General features: G+C 55.2%; 21 protein-coding genes and 3 tRNA genes. 10 read left to right on the top strand and 14 right to left on the bottom strand.

Annotated features, from left to right (window positions below; genetic code table 11):
- The first annotated feature begins 170 nt into the window (after nt 1–170).
- Together ACT3TF_RS00120 and speA are read left to right on the top strand one after the other, a co-directional pair.
- Nucleotides 171–1130 carry a homoserine kinase gene (locus ACT3TF_RS00120; protein ID WP_444671356.1) on the top strand — a complete coding sequence of 320 codons (960 nt, stop codon included), beginning with the start codon at nt 171–173 and terminating at the stop codon, nt 1128–1130.
- On the top strand, nt 1127–3055 hold the full coding sequence (gene speA / locus ACT3TF_RS00115) for a biosynthetic arginine decarboxylase (protein ID WP_441684149.1): 1929 nt from the start codon (nt 1127–1129) through the stop codon (nt 3053–3055). The genes ACT3TF_RS00120 and speA overlap by 4 nt, the downstream gene beginning before the upstream one ends.
- 107 nt (nt 3056–3162) lie before the next feature.
- Here speA and ACT3TF_RS00110 read toward each other — a convergent pair whose 3' ends face one another.
- A complete protein-coding gene (locus ACT3TF_RS00110) occupies nt 3163–3828 on the bottom strand; it encodes a fumarylacetoacetate hydrolase family protein (protein ID WP_444625074.1) in 666 nt (221 codons plus the stop codon).
- 124 nt (nt 3829–3952) lie between these two features.
- Between ACT3TF_RS00110 and ACT3TF_RS00105 the strand changes: the two genes are divergently transcribed.
- Nucleotides 3953–4411, top strand: a complete 459-nt coding sequence (locus ACT3TF_RS00105; protein ID WP_444671355.1) for an META domain-containing protein — start codon at nt 3953–3955, stop codon at nt 4409–4411.
- A gap of 98 nt (nt 4412–4509) precedes the next feature.
- Here ACT3TF_RS00105 and ACT3TF_RS00100 read toward each other — a convergent pair whose 3' ends face one another.
- The 9 genes from ACT3TF_RS00100 to ACT3TF_RS00060 form a co-directional block, all read right to left on the bottom strand.
- A complete protein-coding gene (locus tag ACT3TF_RS00100; RefSeq protein WP_444671354.1) occupies nt 4510–4743 on the bottom strand; it encodes a hypothetical protein in 234 nt (77 codons plus the stop codon).
- A 45-nt stretch (nt 4744–4788) separates the two neighbouring features.
- Complete coding sequence (locus ACT3TF_RS00095; RefSeq protein ID WP_444671353.1) at nt 4789–5439, bottom strand: glutathione S-transferase family protein; 651 nt, start codon at nt 5437–5439, stop codon at nt 4789–4791.
- A 128-nt stretch (nt 5440–5567) separates the two neighbouring features.
- Nucleotides 5568–5643, bottom strand: a tRNA-Thr gene (locus ACT3TF_RS00090).
- 72 nt (nt 5644–5715) lie between these two features.
- Nucleotides 5716–5790, bottom strand: a tRNA-Gln gene (locus ACT3TF_RS00085).
- Nucleotides 5791–5796: 6 nt separating this feature from the next.
- Nucleotides 5797–5872 (bottom strand) — tRNA-Phe (locus ACT3TF_RS00080).
- A 124-nt stretch (nt 5873–5996) separates the two neighbouring features.
- Nucleotides 5997–6272, bottom strand: a complete 276-nt coding sequence (locus ACT3TF_RS00075) for an oxidative damage protection protein (protein ID WP_441684145.1) — start codon at nt 6270–6272, stop codon at nt 5997–5999.
- Between the two features lie 59 nt (nt 6273–6331).
- The gene (gene mutY, locus ACT3TF_RS00070; RefSeq protein WP_441684144.1) at nt 6332–7414 is read right to left on the bottom strand and encodes an A/G-specific adenine glycosylase; all 1083 of its coding nucleotides are present in this window, start codon (nt 7412–7414) and stop codon (nt 6332–6334) included.
- Between the two features lie 94 nt (nt 7415–7508).
- A complete protein-coding gene (locus tag ACT3TF_RS00065) occupies nt 7509–9842 on the bottom strand; it encodes an AsmA family protein (RefSeq protein WP_441684143.1) in 2334 nt (777 codons plus the stop codon).
- Nucleotides 9842–10321: an acetyl-CoA sensor PanZ family protein gene (locus ACT3TF_RS00060; protein WP_441684142.1), complete on the bottom strand. Its 480-nt coding sequence runs from the start codon at nt 10319–10321 to the stop codon at nt 9842–9844. Before ACT3TF_RS00060 ends, ACT3TF_RS00065 begins: the two co-directional genes overlap by 1 nt.
- 241 nt (nt 10322–10562) lie before the next feature.
- Here ACT3TF_RS00060 and hisB point away from each other — a divergent pair, with 241 nt between their 5' ends.
- Genes hisB through ACT3TF_RS00035 form a run of 5 tightly spaced genes read left to right on the top strand, consistent with a single transcriptional unit; the run spans nt 10563 to nt 13913 of the window.
- Entirely contained in the window at nt 10563–11156 is a 594-nt protein-coding gene (gene hisB / locus ACT3TF_RS00055) for an imidazoleglycerol-phosphate dehydratase HisB (RefSeq protein WP_441684141.1), read from the top strand.
- Between the two features lie 52 nt (nt 11157–11208).
- Nucleotides 11209–11850, top strand: a complete 642-nt coding sequence (gene hisH / locus ACT3TF_RS00050; RefSeq protein ID WP_444625071.1) for an imidazole glycerol phosphate synthase subunit HisH — start codon at nt 11209–11211, stop codon at nt 11848–11850.
- An 11-nt stretch (nt 11851–11861) separates the two neighbouring features.
- A complete protein-coding gene (hisA, locus tag ACT3TF_RS00045; protein WP_441684139.1) occupies nt 11862–12608 on the top strand; it encodes a 1-(5-phosphoribosyl)-5-[(5-phosphoribosylamino)methylideneamino]imidazole-4-carboxamide isomerase in 747 nt (248 codons plus the stop codon).
- Nucleotides 12605–13378, top strand: coding sequence for an imidazole glycerol phosphate synthase subunit HisF (gene hisF / locus ACT3TF_RS00040; RefSeq protein ID WP_096278011.1), 774 nt, complete (start codon nt 12605–12607; stop codon nt 13376–13378). The genes hisA and hisF overlap by 4 nt, the downstream gene beginning before the upstream one ends.
- A gap of 28 nt (nt 13379–13406) precedes the next feature.
- Nucleotides 13407–13913 carry a hypothetical protein gene (locus tag ACT3TF_RS00035; protein WP_444625069.1) on the top strand — a complete coding sequence of 169 codons (507 nt, stop codon included), beginning with the start codon at nt 13407–13409 and terminating at the stop codon, nt 13911–13913.
- Nucleotides 13914–13916: 3 nt separating this feature from the next.
- Here ACT3TF_RS00035 and ACT3TF_RS00030 read toward each other — a convergent pair whose 3' ends face one another.
- Entirely contained in the window at nt 13917–14519 is a 603-nt protein-coding gene (locus ACT3TF_RS00030) for a YjaG family protein (protein WP_441684137.1), read from the bottom strand.
- A gap of 95 nt (nt 14520–14614) precedes the next feature.
- Between ACT3TF_RS00030 and ACT3TF_RS00025 the strand changes: the two genes are divergently transcribed.
- Nucleotides 14615–15307 (top strand): type 1 glutamine amidotransferase, encoded by a 693-nt coding sequence (locus ACT3TF_RS00025; RefSeq protein WP_444625068.1) that lies wholly within the window; start codon nt 14615–14617, stop codon nt 15305–15307.
- Nucleotides 15308–15371: 64 nt separating this feature from the next.
- Here ACT3TF_RS00025 and selD read toward each other — a convergent pair whose 3' ends face one another.
- The 3 genes from selD to ACT3TF_RS00010 form a co-directional block, all read right to left on the bottom strand.
- Complete coding sequence (gene selD / locus ACT3TF_RS00020; protein ID WP_444671352.1) at nt 15372–16409, bottom strand: selenide, water dikinase SelD; 1038 nt, start codon at nt 16407–16409, stop codon at nt 15372–15374.
- A 53-nt stretch (nt 16410–16462) separates the two neighbouring features.
- On the bottom strand, nt 16463–17833 hold the full coding sequence (gene radA / locus ACT3TF_RS00015) for a DNA repair protein RadA (RefSeq protein WP_096278001.1): 1371 nt from the start codon (nt 17831–17833) through the stop codon (nt 16463–16465).
- Nucleotides 17834–17995: 162 nt separating this feature from the next.
- Complete coding sequence (locus ACT3TF_RS00010; RefSeq protein WP_441684134.1) at nt 17996–18442, bottom strand: copper resistance protein NlpE N-terminal domain-containing protein; 447 nt, start codon at nt 18440–18442, stop codon at nt 17996–17998.
- 167 nt (nt 18443–18609) lie between these two features.
- Here ACT3TF_RS00010 and hisC point away from each other — a divergent pair, with 167 nt between their 5' ends.
- On the top strand, nt 18610–19671 hold the full coding sequence (gene hisC / locus ACT3TF_RS00005) for a histidinol-phosphate transaminase (protein WP_441684133.1): 1062 nt from the start codon (nt 18610–18612) through the stop codon (nt 19669–19671).
- Nucleotides 19672–19782 lie beyond the last annotated feature (111 nt).

Raw genomic sequence — 19782 nt, 5'->3', positions numbered from 1 at the left:
CATGTTTAAAAATGAAGTGTAAAAAAAGCAGTGCTAAAAAGCGTTACCCACATGATACGCGTTGCGTCAGCTGCCTGTAGAGGCAATCCTGCTATCTAATGACAACAACGCTGCCAACTGAGCTTTCAAGCCGCTACAATAACGGGCTTAGCAACCTGGGCGAGACTCTCATGGCTGTATTCACCCCGCTTAGCGACGCACAGGTCGCCGCGTTTTTAGACAAGTTTGATGTTGGTAGCTTCGTTTCCCTACAAGGAGTCGCAGGCGGCACCGAAAACTCGACATTTTTTGTGACCACCGACCGTCGCGAGCTCGTATTAACTCTGTTCGAGCAGGGTGAGCACGAAGAGCTGCCGTTCTTTGTAGAACTGCTGGACTATTTAGAGGAACACCGTTTACCGGTCCCGGGCACGATTCATGACCGCGAAGGCATTGCCCTGCATAGCCTTGAAGGCAAGCCGGCACTGCTATTTCCGCGCCTGCCTGGCCGCCATCCTGAGGCGCCTAACCTAGCCCAATGCCACGCGTTGGGCGATACATTGGGTCGCCTGCACGTGGTGTCAAAGCACTTTCACGGTCATCGTCCAAACCCGCGCGATCTGACCTGGCTACAAGTCATGCACCACAAGGTGCTGAGCTATTTAAGCCCTGCGGATCAAACGTTGATGAAAAATGAAGTCGACGATTTTGAGAGCGCTTTTATCCAGTACGATGAGCTGCCTCAAGGCGCCCTGCACGGTGATCTATTTCGCGACAATACGCTCTTTGAGAGTGACCAACTTGGCGGTATTATCGACTTTTACAACGGCTGCACCGGCGACCTGCTGTTTGACCTAGCGATAGTCGTCAACGACTGGGCATCGAACGATGATGGCTCACTGAATGCCGAACGCTACGACGCACTGTTGAGTGCCTACCAAGCGCGTCGCCCGTTAACGTCTGACGAGCGTGCTCTGTGGCCAACGATGCTGCGTGTGACGGCGCTGCGCTACTGGCTTTCTCGGCTACTGGTGGTTTACGTTGATCCGCCAGCCCACGATTTGACGCCTCATGATCCCGAGCGATTCCGAACCATTTTAAATGCGCGCATTGCCCACGGTGCGCTGCCGCTGCCTGAGGTTTCTGCATGAGTGTAATGGCCACGACTAGCCCTGCGCTGCGCGCTCGGCGCACCTGGAATATCGATCAATGGGGCAGCGGCTATTTTGATGTCGACGACGCTGGCCAAGCCCTCGTTCGCCCGCTGGGTAGCGATGCAGAAGGCCCCGCCCTGCCACTGAGCGGACTGGTTCGCCAACTGCAAAGTGCCGGGCTGCGTCTGCCGGTGCTGGTGCGCTTTAGCGATATTCTTCACGATCGCGTTGAGCAGCTTTGCGGCGCGTTTGATTCTGCAATGAGTGATTGCGAGTACCGGGGCGGCTATACCGCGGTTTATCCTATTAAAGTAAATCAGCAGCGTCGTGTGGTCGAAGAAATTTTAGCCACCGCCGAGCGCGGCAATGGTCGCGTGGGGCTGGAAGCAGGCAGTAAGCCAGAGCTTCTAGCCGTACTGGCGCTTTCCGACGGTGGCTCCTCGCTGATTGTCTGCAACGGCTACAAAGATCGCGAATATGTGCGTCTAGCGCTGCTGGGAGAAAAGCTTGGCCATAAGGTTTATCTCGTGGTCGAAAAGCTTTCTGAGCTGCAGCTGATTTTAGAAGAGGCACGTGAGCTGGAGGTGACGCCACGTATCGGGCTGCGCGCACGCCTAGCCTCCGTTGGCAAAGGCAAATGGCAGAACACCGGCGGTGAAAAGTCAAAATTTGGACTGACCGCCAGCCAGATTCTTGAAGTCGTAGACACTTTACGCCATCAGGATGCGCTGGAAAGTTTGCAGCTAGTGCACTTTCACCTGGGCTCTCAGATCGCCAACATTCGTGATATTCAACGCGGATTACGCGAGTGCGCGCGCTTCTACCAAAACCTGATGGAGCTAGGTGCGCCCATCGACACCGTGGACGTCGGTGGCGGTTTAGGCATCGACTACGAAGGCACGCGCTCGCGCAGCTTCTGCTCGGCCAACTACTCGATGCGCGAATACGCGCGCAACGTGGTGAGCGCCTTTGCTCAGCTTTGCCAAGAGTCGGGGCTGCCACAGCCTCATCTGATCAGTGAATCCGGCCGTGCGCTAACCGCCCACCACGCGGTGCTTATCACCAATGTCATTGGTGAAGAGCGTATCGACGACACGCCACCGCAGCGACATGCCTCAGAGGAAAGCCAAGAAGATCCTCAAGTAGAGCTACTGTGGCGGGTGTTTGAGCAGTTAGCGACCACTCAAGAGCCGCGCATGCTGGTCGAAGCATGGCATGACCTGCTGCAAGCCGTGAGTGAACTGCAGGACCGCTTTGTGATGGGGCTAAGCAATATAACCGCTCGCGCAGAAGGCGAACGCGTTTACATGGCGGCCTGTGCGCGGCTGCGTACCCAGCTTGATACCCGCAATCGCGCCCATCGCGAAATCATGGATGAGCTAGCGGAAAAGCTCGCCGACAAGCTGTTCGTTAACTTCTCGCTTTTCCAGTCAGTACCTGATGTTTGGGGCATTGAGCAAATTTTCCCGGTGCTCCCCCTCAGCGGGCTGGACCAAGCGCCCACTCGCCGAGCCGTCATTCAAGATATCACCTGCGATTCCGACGGCCGCATCGACAGCTACGTTGATGGCCAGGGGGTAGAAAGCACCCTGCCACTGCCAGAGTGGACATCGGATGACGAGCGCTGGCTTGGCTTCTTCTTGGTGGGTGCCTACCAGGAAATCCTCGGCGATCTGCATAACCTGTTTGGCGACACCGACTCTGTCGATGCTGCGCTCAATGCAGACGGCGAATGGACACTGTCGAACCCGCAGGCAGGTGACTCGGTCGCAGACGTGCTGGCGTACGTAAACTTCAATGCCAATGTGCTCAAGCAAAAGCTAACCGACCAGCTCGCAGCCAGCGGCTTTTCTGCCGATGAGCAGGCGCGCTTTGCGGCGAGCTTGAGCGAAGGCCTTGAGGGATACACCTATCTTGAATAGCGCGGTGTGTAAATAAGCGGTTTACACCGTTCCCAACGAGCAACGCCACCCTAATCCAGGGTGGCGTTGCTCGTTGGGCTTAGCTGTAGCGCCTATTCAACCACTGATTACTCAACGACGCTGGTTTCGATTTCCAAACCACCGGTCAACGTAAAGCGCAGCGATGAACCACGCACCAGTTCACCCACGCCTGACGGCGTACCGGTCAAAATGACATCGCCTGGCTCTAGGGTAAAGTGGCGGCTCATTTCTGCTACCAGCGTGGGAACGGCGAAAATCATATCGGCGCCTTCACCGTGCTGGCGTTCTTTCCCGTCAATTTCAAGCGTAAATTGCAGCGCGTTCCAGTTGGGAACGCGGCTTAGCGGCAAAAAAGGCGAAAGCGGGCAAGCGCCATCGAAGGCCTTGGCAATTTCCCAGGGGTGCCCCTTCTCTTTAAGCTTTGCCTGAACATCACGCAGCGTCAGGTCCATCGCTAAACCAATTCCCACGATGGCACGCTCGGCTTCATCTTGAGTAGCATGAGTTAACGTCTCGCCTACCAGCAGCGCAAGCTCTGCTTCATAATGGACGTCGCCACGTGAAAAAGGCGGATCTAGCGGCTTGGTTAAATCCACCACGCTGGTCGACGGCTTAATAAACAGCAGAGGCTCAGTGGGAATAGGATTATCTAATTCTTTCGCGTGTTCGGCATAATTACGGCCGATGCAGATGACTTTGCCCAGCGCGTGGGGAAATTCCTGACCATCTGTAAACTGTAGAACAAAACTCATGGCGGGTATTCTCCTTCTCATTATGCGTGTCGCTTTCGCAACGACAGGCGCAACAGTCTACCCCACCTATGAACAGGTTCCACCGATTTTAGCCCTGATTTTTCATCTATTAAGGAATGACACTTTGAAACGACTACTCGCTTTTCCTATTTTTATCAGCGCTCTATTGATCACCGCTGGCTGCACTACGGCCTCAATGGACAATGCAAAGACCACCGAGCGCCCTAATGAATCGCTCATCAATACCTACTGGAAACTTGTGACGCTTGATGACAAACCGATCATCACTCAAGAGAATTCTCGTGAAGCCCACTTTGTTCTTCATCAAGAAGCCTCGCGCCTAGCCGGTGCTACCGGCTGCAACTCACTGATGGGCAGCTACCTTGTCAAAGATGAGCGCATCGAATTCAACCAAATGGGCACCACTAGGATGGCCTGTCCACAGCCCCAGATGGAAACCGAGCAAGGCTTTTTAGCGGCGCTTGAACAAGCCGCGCAATGGCGCGTAGACGGCGATACGCTAGTGCTTTCCGACGACCAAGACGAGCCGCTGGCTCACTTTCAGGCGGTGCACCTTTATTAGCGTTTGTATGGCTTAGCTTCACACAGATTTTAAAAGGCATGCTCAAGTCAGACCACTGCCCGATGCTACGCATTAGGCAGTGGCATTTGTACGCGAATTTAGGGAATGATTAGCTCCTCCCGAAGCTGCGTAAATAGATCAAGAAACGCCGCACGCGTTTCACGGAAATGATCAAACCCATAGTCGCGTAATTTCGTCGTATCGTTGACGCATTCCTGATCGCGACCAAGGTCCGCATCCGTATGCCACCAAGATGCCAGCTTGCTGACATCAGGCTTCACCAGCGCATTTTTCTGGGCGATCTCACGCCACACCCGACGAGCTGCGCACACCGAAGGTAAGCGCTTTTTTTGACTATCTTTTTGCGTCGATCAGACCTAAACCGCCTTGGGATTGAAACGCCTAGCATCGTCACACAGTCGTTGAAAGGCGGGCCTTAATGCTAGGCGCTTGAACCATTCAGACAGTGCCGGCCAACGAGCGGTGTCAAGCTCAAGATCGGCCAGTACAAAGCTGCTCATATGCGCCCCAAGAGCAATATCGGCATAGCTAAACGCAGAGCCCATTAGCCACTTGCCGCTCAGCGTTTTCAAACGCTCTTCTAGATGATCAAACACAGGAGGAATCTGTTCGCGCACCGCCTTTTGCACGACCGACTCATCCGCCGGAGTATCAAAACGTACAGGCTTAACCAAACGCTCAATAAGCGGAGCCAGCAACACCGGCGCTAGGTCCTCATCAGCATATTTATCCCACTGCACGGCACGCGCGACACTTTCAGGGTTAGCGATATCCAACAGTTCAGAAGGATAGCGGCCCAAGAGATAGCGGCAAATGGCTGAAGAGTCTGAGATGCCGAAATCACCATCTTGAAACGCCGGAATACGACCAAGCGGGCTCAGCGCTCTAAAATCAGCCGAAGAGTCACCCGGCACCAGCAGATGCTGCTCAAACTCAAGCTCCAGTTCATATAGGGTAAACAACACTTTGCGCACAAAGGGTGAGAGTGGCACGCCGTAGAGGATCATGGTGTTTCTCCAGTGTGATGAAATAGCCTGCAGCGTAACCAAATATTTTATCGACGCATACGAAAAAGCCGCCCTTTCGGACGGCTTAATCTAATTCTCTGACGCTTTGCTTTTAACCACTCATTAAGTGGTGCCGACACCAGGAGTCGAACCCGGGACCTACTGATTACAAGTCAGTTGCTCTACCAACTGAGCTATGTCGGCGCTTCACGTTTTCTTGAGAAAATGATTGTTTTGCTGCTAAGCTCTGCAATCAACAAGAAATTTTGTTGGCAATGGCTGGGGTACCAGGATTCGAACCTGGGAATACCGCTACCAAAAAGCGGTGCCTTACCACTTGGCGATACCCCAACTGCGTGGTGGCCAGAGACGGAATCGAACCGCCGACACGGGGATTTTCAATCCCCTGCTCTACCGACTGAGCTATCTGGCCGCTGCCAACGGTGCGTATTAAACTAAAAACACCGCTTTTCGTCAACACCTTTGTGAAACTTTCTTTCGATACCGATGCTTATGGGTATTTTGCGCCACTGCTTTTATTAGAATAGCGGCAACGCTTATGCCTGTGTCGGCGGCACATACCCTTCTGCTTGGTCAGTTTCCTGATTATCTAGGTAGCGCTGCATCTGATCCATAAGATAGGCCCGCGACTCCGGATCGAGCATATTGAGATGCTTCTCGTTGATCAGGCGAGTTTGCAGCGCCTGCCAGGCTTCCCAGGCGGGCTTGGAGACCGTTGCCTGAATCTCCTGGCCTTGTTTACCCGGCAAGGGTGGAAATGGCAACGCCTCTAACTCTGTCTGGTACTTGCGGCAAAAAACGGTATTACTCATAGCATGCTCCTGGTTATGCGATGTTATTCAGTGTCCTCTCCCATACCGCCAAGCATGGCCTACGACTGGGTGAGAGTAAAAGGTGTTAGCTGACTCAGCAACGCTTTGACCGGCGCCGCCAGCCCCAGCGCAGGCGGATCGTTGATGTCGTACCATACGCCGCTTTCACGAATACCGCCCAGCCTATCGCAGGTCACCGGCTGCGGGGTAATCTCTAAACGAAAATGGCTAAACGTATGATAAAAACTTGGCGATGTACTGCCACGCGCAGGATTGACCGCGTGATCCTCTAGCCAGTCGTTAAGTTCGCCATGCTTATCAAACTGCGGCAAGCTCCATAGCCCGCCCCACAGGCCACTTGGCGGTCGTTTTTCTAGCCATACCCGGCCCTGTGAGTCGCTCAGCATCAGCATAATGGTCTGCCGTGTGGGCAGCGCTTTTTTCGGCTTTGATTCAGGATAGCGCTGTGGCTCGCCCTGGGCATAGGCCAAACAAACGTCATCAAACGGGCAGCTTAAACAGTCAGGCTTGCTGCGTTTACACAGCGTCGCACCAAAATCCATGACCGCCTGGGTGTAATCGGCTAAGCGCGTGCTGGGCGTGTAATACTCGGCCAGCGCCCAAAGCTTTTGCTCCACCGCCGGCTTGCCCGGCCAGCCGGGCAGCGCATGCAGACGAGTAAGCGAGCGTTTGACATTACCATCTAAGATCGCCGCCCGCCGCCCTGTGCTTTGCGCAACGATGGCACCCGCGGTAGAGCGACCAATACCGGGCAGCGCCGTTAGGGCATCGACACTTTCGCTAGGTAGTTCTGCGCCATGCTGCGCCACCGTGAGTTGAGCGGCCTTGTGCAAGTTACGCGCGCGGGCGTAATAACCTAGCCCGGTCCATAAGTGCAGCACCTCATCTTGCGGCGCGCTGGCAAGCGCCTCCAAGGTCGGAAAGCGCGCCATAAAGCGCTCAAAGTACGGAATGACGGTCGCAACCTGTGTTTGCTGCAGCATGATTTCCGACACCCATACGCGATACGCACTGCGCGGTGACTGCCAGGGCAAGTCGTGGCGACCATGTTGATCGAACCAAGCTAATAGCCGACGTTGGAATTTAGCAGCCGTCAGCCGCGGTGCGGGCATATCTGCCATGCACGTTCCTCACACAGAAGTATGTAAACGACCCACGATACTCATAAAAAAGCGCCAGCATTTAGGCCGGCGCAGAATGAACGTGCATCATTGCTTAGTTAAATAAATTACGCAGCCCCTCGCGAAGCTTCTGGCCGGCTCCTTCGCCAAGGCGCTCGTCTAGCTGATCCAAAGAATCGCCCAGGCGCTCTTCAAGCTCTTCGTCCACACGATCACCGGCTTCGTTACGCAGCAGATCGACAACGGCCGTCTGGAATGCCGCCCGGTCGAAGCGGCACCACTCGCTGCGCTCATCGCTCAGGTTGCCCTCGCAGCGCATGGGTAGCGGCAATTGTGCCAGACGCGGATTAACGTTGCAGGCCGCGTCAGCCGTGTCGACCAAGCGTGCGTTGGCGTGCGTATCAAAAGCCATGCTGCTGAGATTAAGCTCACCGTCGCCCTGAACATTGATACCCGGCAAGGTGATGAGCAGGTCATCGCTTTCCACCAGTCCATTGCTAATTTGGAAGGTGCCATCGAACTGCTCGAAGCGGGTATCATCCTGCCAGTCGCGAACGGTGTCCTCACCTTCTAGCTGAGCGACCAGCTCACACATTTGCTGTGAAATATTGGTCTCTAAGATCGCCCCGTCCTTTAGGTGCGCAGTGAGCTCGCCATTCAGATTGCTCGTCAGCGCTTCCCGAGTGTTGCCAAGGCTGGTGAGTTCGCCAGACAAATCAAAACGACCGCGTAGTGGTGACGTTTCTTCACTCATCGCCTCAATTAACGGCGCTACTTGCACGTTGCTAATCGTTGGCGAGAATGCCCATTCAAGCACAGATTCAGAGGCATCCACCTGGCCGGTAGCGCTGAGCTTACCTTCATAGAAGCCGGATTCAAACGCCGTTAAGCGGTGAACGCCATCATCTCCGCGCAGCTGCAAACTAGGCTTATTGAACGTCAGCCCAGCGAAAATCAGGGTATCCATACTCAGATCGCCTTCTAGCGCTAACCCTTCAAGCACGGATTGCGGGAGTAGCGAATCACTGCTTTGGGCAAAAGCACTGCGTAGCAAACCGCGGCTGGCATGCTCAACCGTGGCCTCACCGGGCAAGTAGCGGTCAAGCGACAGCTGATCACCTGCCAAATCAAACGCCAGACGTGAGCCGTCTAACGCCGCCGACAGCTCTCCAGTAAAGGTGCTGTCGTCGATGACTAGTGACAATCTGGGCAGTGAGAACTGTTCGGCGTCGCCTTCAATAGGGCTGGTCATTGCCACATCACTGAGTGCGGCTTCGCCCGCGGTGGTGAGAGTAATACCCGCGCGTGCTAGCCAGGGGCGCAGCGTGAAAGGCGCTGCGGTTAGCTGCCCACGGTAGTTCGGCGCGTCAAGCATCTGTTCAATATTAAGATGGCCGCTCACTCGTAGCCCATCTGGGCCTGTGAGCTGAAGATCTTTAAGCTGAGCGGTCTGCGCTTGCCAGTCGCCTTCTAAACCAAAAGCAAGCGCCAGCGCCAGACTGCCCTGCCAACTGTCTGCATTGCGCAAACCCGCTTCCAGTAGCCCTTCTTTAATCGACAGCTGCTGTTCACCCATGCGCGCCACCATTTCGGCGACTTTCAAACTAAGCTGCTGCGGCTCGCTGTCAGTTTTTGTGCTAGTACGCGTCGTTAATGACATGTTTTCGAGTACAAAAAGCTCTTCCTCTAAACCAAGCCGCATGCGCGTTTCAAGATTGATGTCACTGGTAATATCCGGAGCGCGCTCCAATACCTCGGTATCCAGGCGGTTGTGCTTAGTCAAGGTAAACATGGCTTTCAGTGGGAAAGCACGCACCGGATTAACGTTGCTACCCGAGATGTTCAGTTGTTGCAGCCGCCACAGCGCCTGGGTTTGCTCATCGCGAAAACGTATATCGGCATTTTTTACTTCCACGCTCGCAATGTTTAGCACTACCGCCAAGCTACCGGCGTCGGCATTAGGGCCCGCACTGGCAGGCGCCAACACTGTTTCAGCGGTACCGTTTGTCTGTTCAGACAGGCGCTCGACCAACGGTTCCCAATTGCCTTCGCCTTCAGCATCACGCTCTAAGTTGAGTCGCATGCCGTCCAATGTCAGCCCATCAACGGCAATCTCGCCGCGTAGCAACGGGGCAAAGGCAACGCTCACTTCAGCGCGGTTAATCGCAGCAAACGCGGCACTGTCTTGATCTTGCTCAGGCAGCCACGCGCGCGCCTGCTCTACGCTGACCCCAATACGCGGATAGAACGACCAGTTGATCGGGCCTTCCAACACCAAGTTCAGTCCCGTTTGCTCTTTTACAACGGCGGTTAAGCGTGGTTTGAAGTCTTCTGGATCTAAAAAGGTGGTCACGTAGACCACCGCAGCGACCGCCACGATGGCAAGAATACCGACGGCCGCTAGCAAAATACGTAATAACTGTTTCATTACCCTTTCCCTTGTGGGTCTAACTCAACAAAATCGCTGGTGGCGGGCATCCCCGCCGGAGTCATTGGGTTGGCCATGGGCCGATAACCTAACTTGGAAAGCAGCACACGGTCAGCCAGTGGCAGTGAAGAGGTTTCAATACGCAATACGCGCCCTTCTTGCTTGGCTTGCTCACCCAGCAGTGCCATTAAACGCGAACCAACCCCACGGCGGCGAGTGGTGGTACGCACGCATAGCTCAGAGAGCCACCAAGCGCGGTCGGCGCCCTCCTGTACCGCGACGGCTCCCAGCAGCCGATCATTAAAAAGCGCGCAGGCAAAAAAGTGCCGGCCGTTAAAATGCGCATCGATAAACGGCTCAACCGTTGGAGTAGGCATGCGCTCTTGAGGCGCGTCCTGGTAAATGCGCACTAGATCAAGGCGCACCTGTTCATCGGCTTCCCAACGGGCCTGGTCGACGTGGTGCAGTGTCACCGGCATGATGAAATCCTCTTCGCCAAAGCAGTCTTGCTGCTATTTTTCTATCATTGATAACGGCTACATTGCGCGCATTGTAGCGGATGAGGGCGTCGATTCACTATAATGGTCGCTTCGCCAGAGGTCATGCCCTGATCAAACGGTGGTAAGTTGATGCAAAACCACCGACCATTCCTTAGGATCACCCCTTAGGATCGTTCCTCAGGGCTCCCCTCAGAGTGCGCTTTAGCCTAGGAGATGCAACATGTCAGCGCGTATTGCCACGGTTAGCCGTGACACCAACGAAACGCAGATCAAGGTCAGCGTAAACCTCGACGGTGAAGGCCGTCTTAGCTGCCAAACCGGCGTTCCGTTTCTGGATCATATGCTTGATCAAGTTGCCCGCCACGGGATGATCGATCTTGACATCAATGCCACCGGCGACCTACATATTGACGAACACCATACCGTAGAAGACCTGGGTATTACGCTAGGCCAAGCTTTCTTTGAAGCCATTGGCGATAAGCGCGGCATCTACCGTTACGGACATGCCTATGTGCCTCTAGATGAAGCGCTTTCGCGCGTGGTGATCGATTTTTCCGGACGCCCCGGCCTCTTTATGAACGTTGAGTTTACGCGCGACACGATTGGCAGCTTGGACACTCAACTGTTCTGGGAGTTTTTCCAAGGCTTCGTCAATCATGCCCGCGTGACACTGCATATCGACAACATTAAAGGCTTTAATGCTCACCATCAGGCTGAAACGATTTTCAAAGCCTTCGGACGTGCGCTACGAATGGCGGTAGCAGAAGACCCTCGCATGGCCGGTCAGATGCCCTCAACCAAAGGGAGCCTGTAATGCGGTGCAGTACCACTAGCGACTACCCCTTTACTTCCACAAGGAGCGCTTCATGACCATTGCGGTGATCGACTATGGAATGGGCAACCTGCATTCCGTGGCCAAAGCGCTGGAACACGTGACGCATGAAAATGTTGTCATTACTCGCGACCCGCGACGTATTCTAGGCGCGACGCGCTTAGTGCTACCGGGCCAAGGGGCTATTCGCGACTGCGTTGGCGAACTTGAGCGTACCGATTTACGCGGGCTGGTGGATGAGATTTTAACGCGCCAAGATAAACCGCTGCTGGGTATTTGCGTGGGTCAGCAAATGCTGCTGGAGCGTAGCGAAGAAAATGGCGGCGTGGCATGTCTTGGGTTCTTTAAAGGTAGCGTAGACCGCTTTCCTAACGATATGCGCGACACCCACGAGCAACGCTTAAAAGTCCCTCACATGGGCTGGAATGTCGTCGAGCAGCATAACGACCACCCGCTGTGGGCAGGCATTGATAACCGTGAACATTTCTACTTCGTGCACAGTTACTATGTCAATGCAGAGGACGATGCTCAGGTGTTTGGCACGACTCAATATGGCAAGGTAAGCGCCCACGTCGCCATTGGCCGCGATGCTACCTTCGCGGTGCAGTTTCACCCCGAAAAAAGCTCCCGTGCCGGTCTTCGCTTACTCGAAAACTTTGTCACCTGGACGCCCTGAGAGGATTGTTTATGTTAGTCATTCCCGCTATTGATCTCAAAGACGGCCAGTGTGTACGGCTTAAGCAAGGCCGCATGGAAGACGCTACCTCCTACGGCGATGACCCGGTAGCAATGGCGGCGCGCTGGGTGGAAGCCGGCGCACGTCGGCTGCATCTTGTGGATTTAAACGGTGCCTTTGAAGGCAAGCCGGTGAATGGCGATGCCGTTACCGCTATCGCCCGCGCCTATCCCAACCTGCCGATTCAAATTGGCGGCGGCATCCGCAGTGCAGAAACGATTGAGCACTACTTAAGCGCCGGCGTCGCCTACGTCATTATCGGCACCAAAGCGGTGAAAGAGCCTGCATTTGTAGGCGAAATGTGCCGCGCATTCCCAGGCCATGTGATTGTTGGGCTAGACGCTAAAGACGGCTATGTCGCCACCGACGGCTGGGCAGAAGTGTCGACGATTAAAGCCACCGAATTGGCCAAGCGTTTCGCCAACGATGGCGTATCCAGCATCGTTTACACCGATATTGCCCGCGATGGCATGATGCAGGGTGTCAACGTTGACGCCACCGCGGCCCTTGCTCGCGAAGGCGGCTTACCGGTGATTGCTTCCGGTGGTGTAACCAATCTAGACGACATCAGAGCGCTGTGCGATGTCGCTGACAGCGGCATTTTAGGCGCTATCACTGGCCGCGCTATTTACGAAGGCAGCCTGGATGTTGCGCAAGCGCAGCACCTGAGCGACCAGCTGACGGGAGGCCGCTCATGAGCCTCACCAAACGTATTATCCCCTGCCTGGATGTAGACGCTGGGCGAGTGGTTAAAGGCGTTAATTTTGTCGGTATTCGTGATGCCGGCGACCCGGTAGAGATCGCCCAGCGCTACAACCAGCAAGGTGCTGATGAAATCACTTTCCTGGACATTACCGCCAGCCACGAAGACCGCGACACCACGGTTGAGATGGTGGAGCGCATTGCGGGTGAGGTTTTTATTCCGTTAACCGTGGGCGGCGGAATTCGCACCTGTGACGACATTCGCACCATGCTTAATGCCGGGGCGGATAAAGTCTCGATCAATACCGCGGCGGTCACCAACCCCGACTTCGTGCGCGAAGCCGCGGAACGTTTTGGTAGCCAATGTATTGTCGTCGCCATCGATGCCAAGCGAGTATCAGCAGAGGGGGAAACGCCGCGTTGGGAAATTTTCACCCATGGTGGCCGTCGCTCAACGGGACTCGATGCCATTGAATGGGCGAAGAAGATGGTGGAATTCGGCGCTGGCGAACTGCTGCTTACCAGCATGGATCGCGATGGCACCAAGATTGGCTTTGATCTAGGCGTGACGCACGCGATTTCCGAAGCGGTGAGCGTTCCTGTAATTGCTTCAGGCGGTGTGGGCAACCTGGACCACTTCGTGGACGGCGTGCTGAAAGGCGGTGCCGATGCGGTGCTGGCCGCCAGTATTTTCCACTTCGGCGAGTACACGATCCCTGAAGCAAAACGCTACATGGCGGAGCGCGGCATTGAGATGCGCCTTTAAGATGCCTCTCTTCAATCAGGAGCGGCGAATGCGCCGAGCATACCCATTGATGGGGTGGCTAGCTGGCATAGCGCTGAGCACGCCCGCCGCTGCGTTTTCGCTGCCTGACTGGCCACCTGCGCTGGAGTGGGATCACACGTTGGTACAAACCAGCCTTTATACACGCCACTTCAGCCCGGATCCTGAGCATAATAATCATCAGAATCTCATTAGCATTGAACTGCACAACCCAGACCGTTGGCTGGCGGGCGCGGCGTGGTTTAAGAACTCTTATGAGCAGCCCACGTGGTATTTCTATGCGGGCCGCGAGTTCCCTGTTTGGCAGTTTAGCCAGGGCTTGAACGTGCGTGCCAAAATAACGGGCGGGCTTTTACACGGCTACAAAGGCGAGTATCGCGACAAAATCCCGCTCAACCATCTGGAAGTGGCACCGGCCGTCTTGCCCAGTATCGGCATGCAGTGGGGGCGGTTTGAGTCCGATCTCATTATATTCGGAACCGCCGGAATGATGGTCACCGCAGGCGTGCGCTTTTAGCCGCTATTCATCACTCTCATCAAGCGTTAAACCCAAGTTACTGATACCGCCATTGCGACCCAGCTGACGCACTTCTTTCAGCGCTGCTTTATCCAGCGGTTCGCTGACCGCTTCCAGCACGGCATCCTGGAAGTCATTTTCATCGTCCATCAGCGGATGGTCACGGATAATCAGCGCCAACGCCTGAGCATCTTCTTCACCTTCAGTGAGCTCGATAAAGGCGCGTACGCCCGCACGTGAAGTGCGGCTCACATCTAGCACTGCCTCTGGAGAGTCGCCTTGCAGCGTATCAAGCAATGCCGAAAGCGACACTACCGCGTCTAGCGCACGGCGGGCACCAAAGCTGTCGTCGCCTTCAGGCGGCTCACACTCGGCTAACTTTTCCGCCTGACGGGCAAAATCGATACTGGCGCTAGGCACGCTCAGCCGCTCCCAAACCAAGCTCAGCACCGCGCTAAGCGTGTGACCGTCGCCCTGCCCGGTGGTTTGCTCATAGAGCGCGTAGTTGGGCAACAAGCGTTCGCAAAGCGCCGCCATAAAGGCCTGCTGGGCGGGTAACGAAAGCTCTTGTAGTCGTTGATAAAATCCTATGGGTTTAGGCGCCATGCGGAGTTCCTGAAGCTTCTTCTACGAAGTATTGGTGAAAAGTAGTGGGTGCGTTATGGTCATCAGATGATGGAATGGCCGGCGAGGAGATTACCATGCATATTCATCTGCTACAGCACGGCCCTGACCATGGCCCCGCCCGTTTAACGGATTGGTTAGCCAGTATGGGCCATAGTTACAGCACTTTTCATCTCTATGCGGATGAATTAACCCCACGCCACAATGAGGCTGATGCACTCATAGTACTTGATGGGCCGGAGGAGCTATTCAGCCAACCTCCACGCTGGCTCAAAGCCGCAGATAAACTAATCAACCGCTACCTAGATGGCCAAAAGCCGCTGCTGGGCATTGGCTTGGGCGCCCATTGGTTAGCGCGTGCGCTGGGGGCAGTGGTCGCTCCTGGAACCTATGCCGAGGCTGGCTGGCACACCGTGACGCTGGCGCCTGAAAGCACGTTCGATTTGCCAGAGACATTTAGCGCTTTCATGTGGCATCGCTTGGTTTTCAGCCTGCCGGATGAAGCCATTGCGCTCGGCGGTAGCGAAGCAGCACCGCTGCAGGGGTTTGCTTGGGACAGAGGCCGCGTCATGGGCCTGCTATGCCATTTAGAAGCCACTCCCGCTAGCGTCAACCTGCTACTGAGCAATACTCCGCGCCCACACGCAACATCTAAAACCGGCGGCCGCTATGTCCAGGATGATGCACAAATCACTGAAAACGCTGACCGTTTCATTCAGCTAGCGCCGCTACTGGATCGATTAATGACGCAGTGGCTTAAAGCGACATAACCGCTCAAGCACACCGCTAGCGGCCCCAGTCGCCGACATGAATTTCTGCCAGAGGAGATTAATATCACCCAATCACCTCGATGCTCGCCTTAGCGCTTCGCGAGGCCATCACGCCAAATGACTGTAAATCCAAGCCGTACTCTCGGCCAATGCGCATCACATCATCCTCCCAGGCAGGGTCAACGCTAATCAGCAGCCCGCCAGAGGTCTGTGGGTCGCATAGCCACTGCCAGTGCACCTCATCCATGGCGGGTAAACTCTCACCCAGGGCTTCGCGATTCTTCAGCGTACCGCCCGGCACGGCGCCTTTACGCCGGTATGCCTCAGCTTCAGCTAAGCGGGGCAGGCGGCGAAAATCAATGCGCGCCATCACGTTGCTCGCTTGACACATTTCAGTGAGTTGGCCGGCTAAGCCAAAGCCGTTGACGTCTGTCATGGCGTTCACTCCTTCGACCTCGGCAAGTCTCACGCCAATACGGTTAGCTTTCAGCATGGCTTCACGGGCCAGGCCGTGATGGCCGACTTCCAACCAGCCGCGCTTTTCCGCCGTGGTTAGCATCCCAACGCCCAGCGGCTTAGTTAAAAATAGCAAGTCGCCGGGCTTGGCGGTGCTGCTCAGCTTGAGCTTTTTGAGATCAACCAAGCCCTTCACGGCGAGCCCGAAAATTGGCTCGGGCGCGTCAATCGAATGACCTCCAGCCAGCGCAACACCAAGCTCGCGGCAAACCGCCTGAGCCCCCGCCATTACATCGCCGGCGACTTGCGCACTTAATTTATCCAGCGGCCAGCCCAGTATGCCCAATGCCATCACCGGCGTGCCGCCCATCGCATAAACGTCGCTGATCGCATTGGTGACAGCGATACGGCCGAAATCAAAAGGGTCATCAACTATTGGCATAAAGAAGTCAGTGGTCGCAATCATTCCGCGTCCATCGCCTAGGTCATACACTGCGGCATCGTCGCGCCTTTGATTGCCAACGATAAGCTGCTTATGGCCCGCCGCTGGCCCGGCCTTGGCTAGAAGACTGTCCAGCGCGTCGGAAGCAATTTTGCAGCCGGCCCCAGCACCATGGCTATATTGGGTTAAACGAATGGAACTCATCGTGTCTCTCCCTGGCACATTCATAATATCAGACGCTTTAAGGATAGCTCATGCTAGAGCGCGTCTAAGGCGTCACTTAATTTATCCACGGCAATGACCTCCATACCTTTTGGCGCCTGCTTGGGAGCGTTCGCGCGGGGTACAATAGCGCGTAAGAACCCGTGCTTGGCGGCCTCGGCAATGCGCTCTTGGCCGCTTGGCACCGGGCGTATCTCGCCTGACAGCCCCACTTCGCCAAAAACTACTAGCTCTTTTGGCAGCGCCCGATTTTGCAAGCTCGACACCACCGCCAACAGAACGGCTAAATCGGCGCTGGTTTCAAGCACCTTCACACCGCCGACAACGTTTAAGAAGACGTCTTGATCGCCGGTAAACAATCCGCCGTGTCGATTGAGCACCGCCAGCAGCATCGCCAAGCGGTTTTGATCTACGCCCACCGCCACCCGCCTTGGATTACCCAGTGCGGATTCATCAACGAGCGCCTGCACCTCAACTAAAATTGGCCGCGTACCTTCCCACACCACCATTACCAAACTACCCGGCGCCTGCTCTTCCTGGCGGGAAAGAAAAATCGCGCTGGGGTTTTTAACCTCTTTGAGGCCCTGCTCTAGCATCGCGAAGACGCCTAGCTCATTGACAGCGCCAAAGCGGTTTTTCTGGCCGCGTAGGGTGCGAAAGCGTGAGTCTGCGCCGCCCTCTAACAACAGCGAAGCATCAATCATATGCTCAAGCACTTTAGGCCCTGCCAGGGTGCCATCTTTGGTTACGTGCCCAACCAGCAGTAGAACGGTATTGGTTTTTTTGGCGAAGCGTGTCAGCGCGGCAGCAGATTCACGCACCTGCGCAACGCCGCCAGGCGCCGAGCTGATATCTTCCAGGTGCATCGTTTGAATGGAATCAATCACTAGGATTTCGGGTTTTTCACGCTCAGATACCGCCAGAATGGTTTCTACGCTGGTCTCGGCCAGCATTTTCAGTCCGTTGGTAGGCAGCTGCAGGCGATGCGCACGCATCGCTACCTGAGATAGTGACTCTTCCCCGGTAACATACAAAATGCGTCGTTGCTGCGCTAATTTGCAGGCCGTTTGAAGCAGCAGCGTCGACTTCCCTGCCCCAGGATTACCGCCCAGCAACACCGCCGACCCAGGCACAAGCCCGCCGCCCAATACGCGATCAAACTCCGCAAAAGTGGAACTCATACGTGGCACTTCGCTGAGGTCAACGTTGCCCAGGTCGATTACCTCACGCGAAAGATCTCCCGCGTAGCCTGACCGGCCGGAAGCCGCTCCGCCGCCTGGACGAGCACTCGCCAAGTGCACTTCGCTTAGCGTGTTCCACTCCTGGCAACTGCTGCACTGCCCCTGCCATTTGCGATATTCAGCACCGCATTCGGTACATACAAAGGCGCTTTTGGCTTTGGCCACTGAGATTACGCTCCCATGGTTGCTATGTCTGAGTCGCTTCTGGGCCGTCATATCCGACCCATTCTCTTCAAACTAATCTTTATTTAACAGAGCTTGATTGAGCCAACAGATATATATACAAAAGGCGGCCATCGGCCGCCTTTTGTACTACTGATTAACGCGTTACTGACGCGTTAGCTGCAGCTTCTCACCATTTTCAAAACGGCGACGCTCAGGATCGATCAACTCCAACGTGCGCTCATCAATGCGCATGAAGTAGTAAATCTGGCCTTCGCCATTCGGCGTTAGCTCGTAAACGGTAGCATCTGGATCAGACGGCGTGCCTGTCAGTACTTCCCAGTTCCCGGCGTAGTTTTCATCCGGCGGTGTTTGGGGATGGTTACGGTAAGTCGCGTTTAGCGTGAACGTGCGTTCTTCAGCGGCGCTCATTTCTTCACCGACCATCGTGACATCCAGGTCAATACCGTCGCAGTTACGGCAAGGCAGTGAGCCTTTGTAGTTAGCCTGCGAGGTAGCAGCCTCTTCCTGCTGCTGTTCCATTTGGCCGCTCGCACAGCCAGCCAGCAGTGCCAACATAGCCGAACCGGCTAGCAAACTCCTGAGTTGCATAGAGTGTCTCCTTAATCTCGTGTTGGACATCACATTTATTTACGCGCACTTGTGACAGCATAACTGCTACAAGGTGCGACGCACACCCCTAGCGATGCGAATGCTTGCGCTTCGTTAGTCTTCAAGCGACCATGGCATACCATCGCTAGGATAATCAGGTTACCGTCATGAGCCAATACTGGAGTCCGGCCGTTCGCGAACTTACGCCTTACGTGCCCGGCGAGCAACCACGCGAGCAGCTGGTGAAGCTCAATACCAATGAAAATCCTTACCCGCCGGCACCCGGCGTTGGTGAAGCTCTGCGTCATTACGCTACCGACCATCTCCGCCTCTATCCTGACCCAACCTCTGCCGATCTTCGCGAAGCGCTGGCGGAGAATTTTCAGGTGACGAGTAGCCAGGTGTTTGTTGGCAATGGCTCTGATGAGGTCCTCGCGTTTGCCTTTCAGGCTTTCTTTTGCCATCAGGCACCACTTGATGTACCGGCCATCACGTATAGCTTCTATCCTGTGTATGCCAACCTTTACCGCATAGAGCTGCGCAAGCATCCGCTCACGGCGAACTGGGAAGTCGATACAGATGCGCTTGCGGCAAACACAGAGCGCGGCGGCGTTATTTTCGCCAACCCTAATGCGCCGACTGGCCATGCGCACTCTCTAGAGACGATTGAGGCACTGCTTAAGCGCGTGACAGACCGAGTGGTACTCATTGATGAAGCGTACGTCGATTTCGGCGCTGAGAGCGCTGTGACGCTGGTTAATCGCTATCCTAACTTGCTAGTCACAGGGACATTTTCTAAATCTCGCAGCTTGGCGGGCTTACGTTTAGGCTATGCGGTGGGCTCAGAGGCGTTGATCGACGGCCTAGAGCGAGTAAAAGACTCCTTCAACTCGTTCCCCGTGGACAGCTTAGCCAGCGTTGTCGGCATCGCTGCCCTAAAAGACACCGAACACTTCGAGGCATGTCGCGAATATGTCATCACCACGCGAGAGCGTACTCGCCAGCGCCTTGAAGCACTAGGGTTTGAAGTGTTGCCATCGAAAGCTAACTTTGTGCTTGCCCAACATCCGAGCTTTGCAGGTGCTCAGCTGTACGCAGGCCTACGCGAGCGCGGCATTTTGGTGCGTCACTTTAATACCCCAGAGCTCAACAACTTCTTACGGATTACCATCGGCACCGATGATGAAATGGATAGTTTGATTGAGGCGTTACAGGCGATCTGCGCGTAACGCTTTAATTTGTAAATCCTTAACTGGGCGGCGCAAGCCGCCTTTTTTATCGACTGCTTTTCTCGCAAATTAAAAAAAGATGCAAAAAAAATCCCCCGAGGCGTTAGCCCT

This window comes from Halomonas sp. AOP25-F1-15, from assembly GCF_052378675.1.
GTDB classification, from domain to species: Bacteria; Pseudomonadota; Gammaproteobacteria; order Pseudomonadales; family Halomonadaceae; genus Vreelandella; species Vreelandella casei.
Note: the sequence above shows the minus strand (reverse complement) of the source record. Positions and strands in the feature narration are given on the sequence as shown.